Raw genomic sequence first — 13,147 nt, 5'->3', positions numbered from 1 at the left:
CCCCCCCCCCCCCCCCCCCCCCCCCCCCCCCCCCCCCCCCCCCCCCCCCCCCCCCCCCCCCCCCCCCCGCTCCCACAAAAAAAACAGTGCGATACCTCGGGTTCAAGCTTTGTCGCCTTCGCGCAGTGGTGATGGTAGTCAGTTAAAACGCAGGTCCCTGTGGGAGCGGGCTTGCTCGCGAAAGTGGTATGTCAGTCACATCGATGCTGGATGTGCCGCCGTCTTCGCGAGCAAGCCCGCTCCCACAGGGATTTCGTTGTTCAGATTTTATTGGTTTTTCCTGCTGATAATTGGCCATTACTGCGCAATGTTTTTTAAGGTTTAAAGGCACAAATTAACTAATTTTCCTCCCCGTGCTCTTTGTCCATGATCGCCTTCAACAAGAAATGCGCAGGTTTTCCCGCGCACACCGAAGTACGAACACGTACTCATCCTTGCCTTGGAGTTCGTCATGTCCACCACCGCTTCATCCGCCCCGCTCATCGAGAAACACACGATCGGGTACGTCCCCCCTGAGGATCGCCACGGAAAGGTCAAAGATCTGTTTACCCTGTGGTTCGGCGGCAATATCGCGCCGTTGCCCATCGTCACCGGCGCGCTCGGCGTGCAGTTGTTTCACTTGAACCTGGTCTGGGGCATTGTCGCCATCATCGTTGGTCATCTGGTCGGCGGTGTATTGATGGCGCTGCACTCGGCCCAAGGCCCGCAGATGGGCATTCCGCAGATGATCCAGAGTCGCGCGCAGTTCGGTTCGCTGGGCGCGTTGCTGGTCGTGGTGATTGCCGGCGTGATGTACATCGGTTTCTTCGCTTCCAACATCGTCCTGGCCGGCAAGTCGCTGCACGGCGTGGTCGAGAGTGTGCCGGTATCGGTCGGTATTGTCCTCGGCGGCCTCGGTTCCGGGATCATCGGCATCATTGGCTACCGCTTCATCCACGTGCTCAATCGCATCGGCACCTGGGTGCTGGGCCTCGGCATCGTGCTGGGTTTCGGCTACATCCTGACCCACGTCCAGACCGACGACTTCCTGACCCGCGGCAGTTTCAACATCTCCGGCTGGCTGGCCACGGTGTCGCTGGCGGCGCTCTGGCAAATCGCGTTCGCGCCGTACGTGTCCGATTACTCGCGCTACCTGCCGAAGGACGTCAAGGTCAGCTCAACGTTCTGGGCGACTTACCTCGGCTCGTCGCTGGGCTCGATCCTGTCTTTCGTGTTCGGCGCTGTTGCCGTGTTGGCCACGCCCGTCGGCATGGACACCATGGACGCGGTAAAACTCGCCACCGGTGCCATCGGCCCGTTGATGCTGGTGCTGTTCCTGCTCAGCGTGATCAGCCACAACGCCCTGAACCTGTATGGCGCGGTGCTCTCGGTGATCACCTTGCTGCAAACCTTCGCTCACCGCTGGATTCCGACTGCTTCGAGCCGGGCGGTGCTGTCGCTGATCATCCTGGCCGGTTGCTGCGTGGCGGCCATCGGCGCCTCGGCGGATTTCATCGGGCACTTCGTCGACCTGGTGCTGGCCTTGCTGGTGGTGCTGGTGCCGTGGACCGCGATCAACCTCATCGACTTCTACGCGATCCACAAGGGCGACTACGACATCGCCTCGATCTTCCGCGTCGACGGCGGCATTTATGGGCGCTTCAACCCGCAGGCGCTGTTGGCCTACGCCATTGGTATCGTGGTGCAGATTCCGTTCATGAACACGCCGATCTACACCGGTCCCGTGGCGGTGCATATCGATGGGGCGGATCTGTCGTGGCTGATCGGTCTGGTGGTCACTACGCCGTTGTATTACTGGCTGGCCAACCGTGATACCGCTTATCGTCGACGCCAGAACATGGCCGGGTTGCTGCCGACCAACGGTTGATCGGGTATCCGGCGTATCGGGGTGAACGGTTGTGAGCGTCAGGGATGGTCGTTTGTCCGGCGTATGGTTATGCTCAGCGCGTTTGCCAATCGCCAAATAAAAACAACCACAGTGAAGCCATGAGCCAATCCGACACGCGTGCGACTGTTCTAGCGCTGTATCCAGAAGACTCCCGCGAGGCGGCGGCGCTGCTCAAGCAAGCAGTGCCGCTGATGGTTCGTCACAATATTCCGCCCAACCCGGTGCACTACGCGCTTTGGTACACCTACAGCAAAGGTCAGGAGCCGGAACTCAATCGGCACCTGGACCGGGTGGTCAACGACTTCGACTGTTTCCCGCCGGAGTCGGCGACCAAACTGTTTCGCGAGTACATCATCCGCGATGAACTGGCGGACGCCCGCTCCGGGCAACAGGAAGCGATCAACTTGGTCGACGACATGGAGCGCGATGTTTCGCGCAGCGTGAAAGGTAACCAGAACTTCCAGGCCAGCCTCGGCCAATACCTGAAATTGCTCGAAGAGCCGGCCAGCGAGCGCTTGCCAAGCATCCTGATTCAGCTGCAACAGAGCACCCGGCTGATGCAGGGGCAGCAAGAACACTTTCTCGCCCAGTTGCAGTCGGCGCAACACGAGATCAAAAGCCTGCGCGACAAACTGGAGCGCGCCCAACTGGCCGCGACCCTCGATGGCCTGACCGAATTGCTCAACCGCACCACCTTCAACCGCAAGCTTGAACAGGCGATGAACAACGCGGAGACCGGCGTGGCGCTGGTCATGCTGGATATCGACCACTTCAAACAATTCAACGATCAGTACGGCCATCCATTGGGCGACCGCGTGCTTCAGCATGTAGCCCAAGTGTTGCGTGATTCGCTGCCCGCCGAGGCGTTTGCGGCGCGTTACGGTGGTGAGGAATTCTGTGTCGTGCTCAAGGATTGCCCGGATCTGGCTGCTGCGAGCGCTTTTGCCGAGCGGCTGCGTCTGAAAATCCAGTCGCTGCGGGTCAAGGCCCGGGGCACCGACACCGTGCTCGACACCATCACCGCTTCGTTCGGCGTGGCCCATGCTCAACCCGGCGACACCCCGGAGAGCCTGCTGACCCGCGCCGACGATGCGCTGTACCAGGCAAAGCGCAACGGGCGCAATCAGGTACGCCAGTAACCCCTTAAAGCACGAACCCCCAGCACCTGTGGCGAGGGAGCTTGCTCCCGTTAGGCTGCGCAGCAGTCGCAAACCCTGTTTGCTCGGTGCTACCTGAATGATCAGGTTTTGGGGCCGCTGCGCGGCCCAGCGGGAGCAAGCTCCCTCGCCACAGGTTGTTTGTTGCTCATTCCATCCGCCGGTTAGCCGAGGATGAAGTAGACCTTGCGCACCGTGGTGAGGTTTTCCCAGGTGCCCTGGAATCCGCTGGCGACCACGAAGGACTCACCGGGACCGAATGTGCGTGCGATTCCTTCAGCATCGGTCAGTCGCACTGTGCCTTCCAGAATGTGGCAAAGCTCATCGTAATCACACTGGCAACGTTCCCGGTGCGGGCCGGCTTCCCAGATGCCGGCCACGGCGTTTCTCTCGGGCTGCACGAAGTGCCGCCAACTCTTGCTGCGATAAGGCGCATCGACCACGGCCGGGTCGTTGATCTCAAGTTCACGGGGTACAAGGTCGCTGGCGAAGTCGATGACGTGCCGGGGCAGGGCTGTGGACATGGTGGTCTCCGGATCAGGAATCGAAACCGATGCCAAAGGCATCGAAGGTCTTGAGCAGCCAGTCGCGGTGACCGTCGCGGTCTTCCCGTGCCAGTGAACGCTGGGCCAGTTTCACGCCGACATAACGCAACGGTTCGGGCGGAAAGCGAAACGGTGCCTTGGAGGTCATCAGCAGCTCGGTGCGTTCGGTGCGCTCGCCGGCCAACAGGTCGAGCATGTTCAGCGCGGCAAAGCGGCTGGCCGATACCCCTTGTCCGGTGAAACCCAAGGCATAGGCAACGCGGCCCTGATGCTCGCAACCGGTGAACAGCGTGGTGCGCGCGGAGGTGTCGATGATGCCGCCCCAGGCGTGACTGAAACGCACATTGCCCAGGGCCGGGAAAGTCTGGTGAAACTGCTCGGCCAGACGCTGGAAGCTTTGCGGGCGCTGGGTCAGGGCTTCGTCGCGGCGTCCACCGAAATGGTAGATGGCGTCGTAGCCGGCCCAGAGAATGCGGTTGTCGGCGGTCTTGCGCAGGTAGTGGAACTGATTGCCGGAATCGGCGATGCCGTAGCGCCCGATCCAGCCGATGGCCGCCAGTTGCTCATTGCTCAGCGGCTCGCTGACCAGGCTGTAGTCGTAGACCGGGATCACGCTCGACTTCAGGTGCCCGAGCAATGGCGGGGCGATGTTGGTGGCGAGGGCGATTTTCCCGGCGATCACTTCGCCGTTGGCTGTGCGCAGTCGCAAGCTGTCTTTGTCCGCATCCAGTTGCAAGACAGGGCTGTTTTCGAACAGTTGAACCCCTTGCTCCAGGCAGACACGACGCAGTTCGTTGGCCATTTTTGCCGGATTGAGCAGTGCGTAGTTAGGTTCGAACAGGCCCGCCACGTATGCCGGGGAGTCGAGCTTCCGGGCCAGATCGCTGCCTTCCAGCCACTCGCAGTCAATGCCGAAGCGGGCGTAGTTGCGCTGCATTGAGCGCAAGCCGTCGACCTGCCACGGCTGGCTGGCCACGTTAAGTTTGCCTTGGCGTTCGAATTCGACGTGCATGCCGAAGCATTGCAGGTCGGCGGCCAACTCATCGAGGTTCTGCCGGCCCAATCGGATCAGTTGCTCTGCTTCTTCAGGCCAGCGCTTGAGGGCGTTCGATACACCATGGGAAATGCTTGGTGCACAGAAACCGCCATTGCGCCCGCTGGCCTCACCACCGCAGCGCCGGGCCTCGATGATCGCGATGCTCAAGCCTGGTTGGCGCTGGCGAGCCAACAGGGCCGTCCACAATCCGGTGAACCCGCCGCCGACCACGGCCAGGTCGCATTGCACAGTTCCGGCCACGGACGGTGCGGCGGGCGGTGGGGTGACGGTGTCCTGCCAAAAGGGATGAGGCAGGACGTTGCCTGGCGAATCGAGACGCGGTGGGGCATTCATGCTGAAACTCCGGCGGTGTGACGGGCAGCGACGATTGCGTTCGGTTGCCCGACGGTTTTTGTTGTTATGGCTAGAGATCGGGTAGAGCGAGAATCGCGCGTGCGGCAATGTCGGTGCCGCGGGTCGCCTGCATGCGCTCGCTGAACGATTTGAGGCGTTGTTTCATCGGTTGATCGGCCAGCAATTGTTCGAGGGCGGCGGGCAGGTCGGCCAGGGGATCGGCAAAGCGCGGCAGGTAACGGCCGACGCCGACTTCCTCGGCGCGGGCGGCGTTGTCGTGGCCGTCCCAGCAATAGGGAATGATCAGTGACGGCAAGCCGAAGTACAGCGCTTCACAGAAGCTGTTATTGCCACCGTGATGGATGAACAACTGGCACTCCTTGAGCACCGCCGGTTGGGCAAACCAGCTGTCGAGGTACACGTTGTCCGGCACGGTGGTGTACATGTCGCGGTAGGCGCCGACATTGACCAGGAAGCGGTACGGCAAGGTTTCGATTGTGCTGATCAGGCGCTTCATCATCCCGGTGTCAGCGGCACCCAGGCTACCGAAGCTGAGGTAGATCAGCGGCGCGTCGTTGTGCCGTGGAAAGTCCGGGACGATGTACGGCGCTTCCCGTCGCACGCAGCCGTCGAGGTAGACGTAGCGTTGCGGATCGAGCGGCTGCTGGCGTTCATAACGCACAGGCGTCGGCGACAGCAGCAGGTTGAGCCAGGGTGAATCGGTGAGGAACTGCCCCGCAGGACACGGTGCCGTGTTGTTGCCAAGGAGAAACTGCGAAAAGCGTTCATGGGCCGGTGCGACAGCTTTGAGGTAATGCTCGGAGTAACGCTCGCAGGCCTTCGTGTCATTGGCCAGACACCCGGACAGGTACGGCGGAACGGCAGCATCCGGCAGTTCGGTCTCGGCGCAGGACACCACCCGTACCCACGGGCAGCCGGCGTTGGCGATGGCCGGGAACATCACCACGTTGTCGAGCACGATCACATCCGGTTTGAGGCGGCTGAGCAACTGCTGCAAGGGTTTTTCCGCTTCGATCGCGGTGTCGATGATGGCTTCCCAGGCCGGCGCCACGTAGCTGTCGATCTGCGCCAGCGGGGTCTGGTCGAAGTAGGGAATGCTGCGCTCGATGAAGCGTTCCCAGTAGTGCTGGTGTTCCGCCGCCGACAGCGGGCTCACTTGCGGAATCGGGTACTCGTCGAATCCATATTCGGCGAACAACCCCTGGAAATGCTCATGGCAAATGAACACCGGTTTGGCGCCCAGCTCACGCAACGACTGAGCGATACCAATGCAGTTCAAGGCCGCGCCGAAACTGGCTTCCGGAAACAGGGCGATCAGTTTTTGTTTTTGCATGGCGAGGGACTGTCCATGGCGGGTCAGACCCGCCGCTCCTGAAGGTGTTTTTGATGCTGTCTTATTTTCAAAAAAAAATCATCATGTTTTTGCAGGGCGCTTAACGACGCCCAAACAGATGACTCTGCGGGATGCCCCGGTTGGCGGTTTGCGGGCGTTGCGCGGCGCTCAAGCGCAGGTGCAGGCGCAGCAGGTCGGCGGCGATCTCCATTTGCCCGCGCTCGATCTGCGCGATGATTTGCAGGTGTTCGCGCAGGGCTTCCTGCAGGCGGTGCACGCTGACCGATGGCAGCAGGTTCGGCAGGCGACGCAGGCCTTGATGCTGGAGCAGGGCGTCGCTGATGAAGCGGTTGCCGCAGCTCTGGGCCAGCAGTTCGTGGAAGCTGATGTCCAGTTCGCGAAACTGTTGGATATCGAAGTCTTCCACGGAAAGGGCGAGCAGGCTTTGCATGGCGCTACGCAACAACGCCAGGCGCTGCGGGTCGGCGTTGAAGCTGGGGCTGAGCAAGGCTTCGGGCTCAAGGATCAGGCGGAATTTCAGGCTTTCTTCGAGGGCGGCCAGGCTGTTCAGTGACGGGCGGAACAGCCAGGACTGGCCGGGGCCGCGCTCGATGGCCTGGCTTTCGCTCAATTGCTGCAAGGCTTTTTGCGCCGCCGGCCGGCCGATGTCGTAGCGGCGCATCAGTTCGCTGATGCTGATGCTGTCGCCCAGGCGCCCGGCCATGCGGTCGCGCAGTACCGAGGCGGCCAGTTCTTCTTCCTCGGCCTGGGGCAGGGCGGCGTTGAACGCCTGACCCGACGGCGAGGCCAGCAATCGGTAGCCCTTGCCGGCTTCATGGCTCAGCAGGTTTTCTTCCAGCAGCACTTTCAGCGCGCCGCGAATCAGCGTGCGCGACACCTGGAAGGTACGGGCCAGGGCCTGTTCGGCCACCGGGTCGCCAGCCACCAGTCCGCTTTCCTGAGTGTGATCGAGGATGCGCCGGGCCAGTTCCAGGTGATTGGTGCGCGGTTTTTTTTCGGCTGTCGTGCTCAAGCGTCTTTTCTCGTGGTGATCCGCTGTGGGACTCAGTTGCCCATCTTATGTCATGCGCTGGCCGGTCGTCAGGCCGGAAAAAAGCGTTGACATCTTTTGATACTGGTCCTAATTTCTAAAAAAAAACACAAGCAATCGTTTCTCGTTTTGCCGTACTGCCTTCGAACACAACAATAATCAATCGTCGGGTGAGTATTTATGAGCAAGCTGAATGATCTTCTGTGCGCGGGATTGGCCGTTTCCCTGGCGATCGCTTCACAGGCTGCAAGTGCGAAAGACATGGTGATTTCCATCTGGGACGGCTACATGGCCCCGGATGCGCTGGAGAAGTTCAAGGCTGCCAGCGGTGTCGACGTCGACAAGGCGCTGCACGCCACCAACGAAGAAATCATGGGCAAGCTGATGGCGTCCGGCGGTGAAGGCTACGACGTGGTGTTCGTCTCCTCGCCCTTCGCCGAAGTCCTGCACAAACAGGGGCTGCTGGCGGACATCGATCCGGTCAAAGTCCCCAACCTGAAAAACCTCTACCCCGAAGCCACTCACCTGGAATACGACCAGGGCAACCAGTTTTCCGTGCCTTACACCTGGGGCACCACCGGCATCTGCTATCGCTCCGACAAGGTGACGCCGGCGCCGCAGAGCTGGAGCGAGCTGCTCAATCCGAGCGATGCCCTCAAGGGCAAAGTCACGATGCTGGCCACCGACCGCTGGATGCTCGGTGCCGGTTTCCTCGCCAAGGGGTGGTCGGTCAACGACAGTGACCCTGCACAGATCGCCGCGGTTCGCGACCAACTGATCGCCACCAAAAAACGCATTCTGTCCTTCGACGACACCACGTTCTATTCCAAGCTCGCTTCCGGCGAATCGCTGATGGCCCACGCCTGGGACGGCTGGTGCAACTACGGCACGCAAGCCAACGCGGCGATCAAGTTCGTCGTGCCCAAGGAAGGTTCCGACCTGTGGGTGGACACCATGGTGGTGCTCAAGAGTTCGAAGCACCAGGACGAAGCCTTCAAGTTCATCAACTTCATGCTGGCCAAGGAAAACCATGCCTGGGTCGCTGAAAACATCCTCTACAAAGTCCCCAACCAGGCTGCAATGGCCGGGTTGTCCGCTGACCTGCTCAAGCAATACCCCAACCTGACCATCGCCCCCGCCGAGCTGCTGAAAATGGAGCAATTGCGCGATCTGGGCGGCACCACGCAAAAGGCCTACACCCGCGCCGTCACCGAAATCATGGCAGCGCAGAACTAACGCCGCATCGATCCGAGGCATGCCCGGCATGCCTCGCCACGCTCGCAAGCCGCCTCTGTCCTGAGGCGGGAGGATAGGGTTAATGAGTGCTTTGCATGCTGACAGGCGTCTGTCGGCCTGGCTTCTTGCGCCCGGCTTCGGCTGGCTGCTGATGTTCCTGGTGATTCCGTGCCTGTTGGTGCTGGTCTACAGCTTCGTCGAACGCGGTGCCTACGGTGGCATCGACTGGTTGTTCACCTGGGAAAACTATCAGCGCGCGTTCGATCCGCTGTACCTGGGCATCCTGCTCAAGTCGGCGAAAATCGCCGGGCTGGCCACGGTGTTTGCGGTGTTGATCGGCTACCCGGCGGCCTATGCGATTGCCCGGGCGCCACGGCGGCGCCAGGCGGTGTATCTGTTTCTGGTGATGCTGCCGTTCTGGAGCAACTACCTGATCCGCACCTACGCCTGGATCGTCCTGCTCAACCGCGAAGGCCTGATCAACCGCCTGCTGCAAGTGTTCGGCTACAGCGGCGAACCCATCAGCCTGCTGTACACCGAGTCTTCCGTGGTACTGGGGCTGGTCTACAACTACATCCCCTTTGTGATCCTGGCGATTTTCTCGTCGCTGTCGCGGATCAACAACGAACTGTGGGACGCCTCGAAAGACCTCGGCGCCTCGGGCTGGATGACCTTTCGCCGGATCATTTTGCCGTTGAGCGTGCCGGGTATCGCCGCCGGTGCGGTGTTTGTCTTCGTGCTGAGCATCGGCAACTTCATCACCGCCGACCTGCTCGGCGGCAAGCAGGTGCAGATGGTCGGCAACCTGATCTATTCGCAATTCCTCACGGCGCGGGACTGGCCGTTCGGTGCGGCGCTGAGCTTCTTTCTGATCGCGATCATGCTGATCCTGTTATTCATCCAGGCCCTGGTGGCCCGTCGTGCAGAAGGGGCGCGCGCATGAGTCAGTCTCGTTCTGTCAGCGCCACCGTGCTGGGTTCGCACCTGGGGCTGGTGTACGCCTTCCTTTATATACCGATCCTGGTGTTGATCCTGCTGTCGTTCAACAAGTCCGGATTGCCCACGGCCTGGGGCGGCGTATCGCTGAAATGGTACGCGGCACTGGCGCACAACACGGCGATTCTGTCGGCAGCGCTCAACACCTTGATCGTCGCCTTGTCGGCCACCTTCATTGCCTGCGTGCTCGGCACGTTCCTGGCGCTGGGCATCGAATTGCGCCGCAAGGGCAACGACAAAGGGCAGGTGGTCGACACTTTGTTGATGGCGCCGATGATCATTCCCGACATCGTGCTGGCGATTGCGCTGCTGAGTTTTTTCAACCTGCTCAAGGTTGGCCTGGGCTTGCACTCGATCATCATCAGCCACGCGGTGTTCAACATCGCCTTCGTCTGCGCGGTGGTGCGCACGCGGCTCAAACACTTCGACTATTCGATCCTCGAAGCCTCGATTGACCTGGGTGCGAGCTGGTTCACCACGTTCCGCCGGGTGCTGTTGCCGGTGATTTTTCCCGGTGTGCTGGCCGGTGGATTGCTCTCGTTCACCCTGTCGGTGGACGAATTCATCATCGCCTTTTTCAACTCCGGCTCCGGCCAGGCCTCGACCACGTTGCCCATGCAGATCTACGCCATGATCCGCTTCGGCGTCACCCCGGAAATCAACGCTCTGGCGACGCTGGTGATGCTGGTCAGCATCACCGCGCTGCTGGCTTCGCAGCGTCTCAACAAGGCTCCTCGCACCCATGAATAATTCATCTGCGGTACTGATCCTGGATAAGGTCAGCAAGTCTTATGGCAACGGTCTGGCGGTCGACGAGGTGTCGCTGAGCATCCGCGAGAACGAGTTCTTCGCGCTGCTCGGGCCGTCCGGCTGCGGCAAGACCACGCTATTGCGCATGCTCGCCGGTTTCGAGACGCCCAGCGGTGGCTGCATCTACCTGGACGGCAATGACATCTCGCCGCTGCCGGCCAACAAGCGTCCACTGAACCTGATGTTCCAGTCCTATGCACTGTTCCCCAACATGACCGTGCGCAAGAACATCGCTTACGGCCTGGAAATGGAGCGCCTGCCGGAAACGGAAATCCGTCGCCGGGTCGATGAGGTGCTGAGCACCGCGCAGCTGGGTGAGCTGGCTGAGCGCAAGCCCGATCAACTCTCCGGCGGCCAGCGTCAGCGCGTGGCATTGGCGCGGGCATTGGTCAAACGCCCACGGGTTTTATTGCTCGACGAGCCCTTGGGCGCCCTCGACAAAAAGCTCCGGGAAAAGATGCAGCTGGAACTCAAGCGCCTGCAACACGAGAGCGGCATCACCTTCATCATCGTCACCCACGACCAGGAAGAAGCGCTGGTGATGTCCGACCGCATGGCGGTGCTCGACGGCGGCAAAGTGTGCCAGTGCGGCAGTCCGACCGAACTCTACGAAAACCCCAATAGCCGTTTTGTCGCCAACTTCATCGGCGTCAGCAACCTGCTCGAAGGTGTGCGCTCGGGCCAGCACTCGGTGCGCGTCAATGGCCAGGAACTGAGCGTCGAAACCGACGCACCGCTGCTGAACGGTCAATCCGTCGCCGTGGTGGTTCGCCCCGAACGCCTGCAAGTGCTGACGGAGCAGGGCAGGATTTGCCCCAATCAGGTCAGCGGAAAAATCGTCGAAATCGCCTACCACGGCCTCGACACCAACCTGCATGTGCAGACACCGCTCAGCGACAAACCGCTAATCGTGCGCGTGCCGTCTTCACAGTTTGAATTCGCCCATTTTGCAATCGACACGACCATCCGGCTGGGCTGGCAAGCCCGGCATGCCCGCGTATTGACGCGCTGAACAATAAAAAGACCAGGCAGGAGCAGCACTCGATGAAACAGAAAGTGATCGCATTCTTTCCGGAAGCCGCCTACGGCCCGGCGCTGAACTCAGTCGGTATCGCCCAGGCGTGTGAAGCCCTGGGCCATAAAGCGGTGTTCCTCACCGACCCGGGCATGAGCGGTGTCTACGCCGGTTATGGTTTTGAAGAACACATGGTCAACATGTCGGCACCGATGCCGGCCGAAGAGATGGCCCGTTACTGGGTCGACTTCATCAACGGCCACATTCCGAATTTCCGCAAGTCGCCGCTGGAGCAGATCGACAACTACGTCAAGGAATGCTGGGCCGCCATCGTCGAAACCGCCAAGTGGGCGCAAAAGGACCTGCCGGCGGTGCTGGACAAGGTCAAACCCGACCTGATCTGCGTCGACAACGTGATCCTGTTTCCGGCGATCAAGCAATACGGCAAGCCGTGGGTGCGGATCATTTCCTGCTCGGAAAACGAGATCGAAGACCCGGATATCCCGCCGCACCTGTCGGGCATGAGCATTGACGACAAGGCGGGGCACGCGCAATTCCGCCAGCGCTTCGAGGAAGTGGTCGGGCCGATCCACGAGGACTTCAACCAGTTCCTGCTGGCCCACGGTGAGGAGCCCTATCCGTTGGGGACGTTCTTTGAAGCGTCGCCGTTCATGAACCTGCTGCTGTACCCGGATGCGGTCAAGTTCGACCGGCGCCATCCTTTGCCGGCCGAGCGTTTCCATTACCTGCAAGGCTGCGTGCGCCACGACACGCCCTACGAGATTCCGCAGTTTCGCGCGAACAACGACAAGCCGTTGCTGTATGCCAGTTTCGGCAGCCTGGGTTCCGGCGATGTCGAGTTGCTCAAGCGCCTGATCGATGCGGTGGGCAAGCTGCCTTACCGGGCGTTGTTCAACGTCGGCGAGCACCTCGACGAATACACCGACCTGCCGGACAACGTGCAGATATCCAACTGGTTCCCGCAGCCTTCGGTGATTGCCCAGGTCGATGCAGTGATCCACCACGGCGGCAACAACAGCTTCACCGAGTGCCTGTTCTTCGGCAAACCGGCCATCGTCATGTCCTACGTCTGGGACGGTCACGACAACGCCATGCGCGCCGAAGAAAGCGGTCACGGCTTCAAACTCGACCGCTACGAATGGAGCGAAGTGCAGCTCGCGGAAAAGCTCGCGGCATGCCTCAACGATGAGGCGATGCGCCAACGCTTGCAGCGCACCAGCGCGCAAATGCAATCACGCAAAGGGCCGCAAGATGCGGCCGCGATTCTCGACAAGGTGCTTAACAATGCCTGATTCATCCACCACGGCGGGTATCACGCCGTACCTCGAAGCCGTCAGCAGCCGCACCGACCTGGTGGACTGGGGCGTGCAGAGCGACGCCGTCGAAGGCGTCTCGCATTCCAGCGGCCGTCTGCTGTTCAAAGGCCCGAACAACAGTCCGGAAAGCGGATTGTGGCTCTGCACCCCCGGTCGCTGGCGGCTGGCGATTCCCCGGGATGAGTTGTGCCACTTCATCGCCGGCCACGCCACTTACCGTAACGACAACGGTGAAGTGATTGAAGTCCGCCCCAACACCCTGGTGCTGTTCCCGGCCGGCTGGACCGGTGAATGCGACGTCCGGGAAACCTTGCGCAACGTGTACATGCTTGCCTGAACCTGTGAGAAACACTGCAATCCCTGTAGGA

At 61.0% G+C, this 13,147-nt stretch carries 12 protein-coding genes; 8 read left to right on the top strand and 4 right to left on the bottom strand.

Going from position 1 to position 13,147, the window contains the following annotated elements; genetic code table 11:
• Positions 1-451: 451 nt before the first annotated feature.
• Together AC07XF_RS20760 and AC07XF_RS20755 are read left to right on the top strand one after the other, a co-directional pair.
• On the top strand, positions 452-1,867 hold the full coding sequence (locus tag AC07XF_RS20760; protein WP_495027937.1) for a purine-cytosine permease family protein: 1,416 nt from the start codon (positions 452-454) through the stop codon (positions 1,865-1,867).
• 119 nt (positions 1,868-1,986) lie between these two features.
• Entirely contained in the window at positions 1,987-3,027 is a 1,041-nt protein-coding gene (locus AC07XF_RS20755) for a GGDEF domain-containing protein (protein WP_495027936.1), read from the top strand.
• A gap of 182 nt (positions 3,028-3,209) precedes the next feature.
• Here AC07XF_RS20755 and AC07XF_RS20750 read toward each other — a convergent pair whose 3' ends face one another.
• From AC07XF_RS20750 to AC07XF_RS20735, 4 genes are all read right to left on the bottom strand, one after another.
• Positions 3,210-3,569, bottom strand: coding sequence for a cupin domain-containing protein (locus tag AC07XF_RS20750; protein ID WP_495027935.1), 360 nt, complete (start codon positions 3,567-3,569; stop codon positions 3,210-3,212).
• A gap of 13 nt (positions 3,570-3,582) precedes the next feature.
• Complete coding sequence (locus AC07XF_RS20745; RefSeq protein WP_495027934.1) at positions 3,583-4,980, bottom strand: NAD(P)/FAD-dependent oxidoreductase; 1,398 nt, start codon at positions 4,978-4,980, stop codon at positions 3,583-3,585.
• Between the two features lie 70 nt (positions 4,981-5,050).
• Complete coding sequence (locus AC07XF_RS20740; RefSeq protein WP_495027933.1) at positions 5,051-6,334, bottom strand: nucleotide disphospho-sugar-binding domain-containing protein; 1,284 nt, start codon at positions 6,332-6,334, stop codon at positions 5,051-5,053.
• Between the two features lie 100 nt (positions 6,335-6,434).
• Complete coding sequence (locus AC07XF_RS20735; protein ID WP_495027932.1) at positions 6,435-7,367, bottom strand: GntR family transcriptional regulator; 933 nt, start codon at positions 7,365-7,367, stop codon at positions 6,435-6,437.
• Positions 7,368-7,565: 198 nt separating this feature from the next.
• Here AC07XF_RS20735 and AC07XF_RS20730 point away from each other — a divergent pair, with 198 nt between their 5' ends.
• From AC07XF_RS20730 to AC07XF_RS20705, 6 genes are all read left to right on the top strand, one after another.
• The gene (locus AC07XF_RS20730) at positions 7,566-8,621 is read left to right on the top strand and encodes a polyamine ABC transporter substrate-binding protein (RefSeq protein WP_495027931.1); all 1,056 of its coding nucleotides are present in this window, start codon (positions 7,566-7,568) and stop codon (positions 8,619-8,621) included.
• 82 nt (positions 8,622-8,703) lie between these two features.
• Positions 8,704-9,564: an ABC transporter permease gene (locus AC07XF_RS20725; RefSeq protein WP_495027930.1), complete on the top strand. Its 861-nt coding sequence runs from the start codon at positions 8,704-8,706 to the stop codon at positions 9,562-9,564.
• Positions 9,561-10,367, top strand: a complete 807-nt coding sequence (locus tag AC07XF_RS20720) for an ABC transporter permease (protein WP_495027929.1) — start codon at positions 9,561-9,563, stop codon at positions 10,365-10,367. Before AC07XF_RS20725 ends, AC07XF_RS20720 begins: the two co-directional genes overlap by 4 nt.
• A complete protein-coding gene (locus AC07XF_RS20715) occupies positions 10,360-11,439 on the top strand; it encodes an ABC transporter ATP-binding protein (protein ID WP_495027928.1) in 1,080 nt (359 codons plus the stop codon). The genes AC07XF_RS20720 and AC07XF_RS20715 overlap by 8 nt, the downstream gene beginning before the upstream one ends.
• Before the next feature lie 32 nt (positions 11,440-11,471).
• A complete protein-coding gene (locus tag AC07XF_RS20710; protein WP_495027927.1) occupies positions 11,472-12,755 on the top strand; it encodes a nucleotide disphospho-sugar-binding domain-containing protein in 1,284 nt (427 codons plus the stop codon).
• On the top strand, positions 12,748-13,116 hold the full coding sequence (locus AC07XF_RS20705) for a cupin domain-containing protein (RefSeq protein WP_495027926.1): 369 nt from the start codon (positions 12,748-12,750) through the stop codon (positions 13,114-13,116). The genes AC07XF_RS20710 and AC07XF_RS20705 overlap by 8 nt, the downstream gene beginning before the upstream one ends.
• The last annotated feature ends 31 nt before the right edge of the window (positions 13,117-13,147 follow it).

The organism is Pseudomonas sp. GW821-FHT01C01, from assembly GCF_059422645.1.
This window is presented reverse-complemented; position numbering and strand designations above follow the sequence as displayed.

Bases quoted from the DNA above. Each gene is read 5' to 3' on its own strand.
- AC07XF_RS20760 (WP_495027937.1), top strand. From the start codon at position 452: ATGTCCACCACCGCTTCATCCGCCCCGCTCATCGAGAAACACACGATC.
- AC07XF_RS20755 (WP_495027936.1), top strand. From the start codon at position 1,987: ATGAGCCAATCCGACACGCGTGCGACTGTTCTAGCGCTGTATCCAGAA.
- AC07XF_RS20750 (WP_495027935.1), bottom strand. From the start codon at position 3,569: ATGTCCACAGCCCTGCCCCGGCACGTCATCGACTTCGCCAGCGACCTT.
- AC07XF_RS20745 (WP_495027934.1), bottom strand. From the start codon at position 4,980: ATGAATGCCCCACCGCGTCTCGATTCGCCAGGCAACGTCCTGCCTCAT.
- AC07XF_RS20740 (WP_495027933.1), bottom strand. From the start codon at position 6,334: ATGCAAAAACAAAAACTGATCGCCCTGTTTCCGGAAGCCAGTTTCGGC.
- AC07XF_RS20730 (WP_495027931.1), top strand. From the start codon at position 7,566: ATGAGCAAGCTGAATGATCTTCTGTGCGCGGGATTGGCCGTTTCCCTG.
- AC07XF_RS20725 (WP_495027930.1), top strand. From the start codon at position 8,704: ATGAGTGCTTTGCATGCTGACAGGCGTCTGTCGGCCTGGCTTCTTGCG.
- AC07XF_RS20720 (WP_495027929.1), top strand. From the start codon at position 9,561: ATGAGTCAGTCTCGTTCTGTCAGCGCCACCGTGCTGGGTTCGCACCTG.
- AC07XF_RS20715 (WP_495027928.1), top strand. From the start codon at position 10,360: ATGAATAATTCATCTGCGGTACTGATCCTGGATAAGGTCAGCAAGTCT.
- AC07XF_RS20710 (WP_495027927.1), top strand. From the start codon at position 11,472: ATGAAACAGAAAGTGATCGCATTCTTTCCGGAAGCCGCCTACGGCCCG.
- AC07XF_RS20705 (WP_495027926.1), top strand. From the start codon at position 12,748: ATGCCTGATTCATCCACCACGGCGGGTATCACGCCGTACCTCGAAGCC.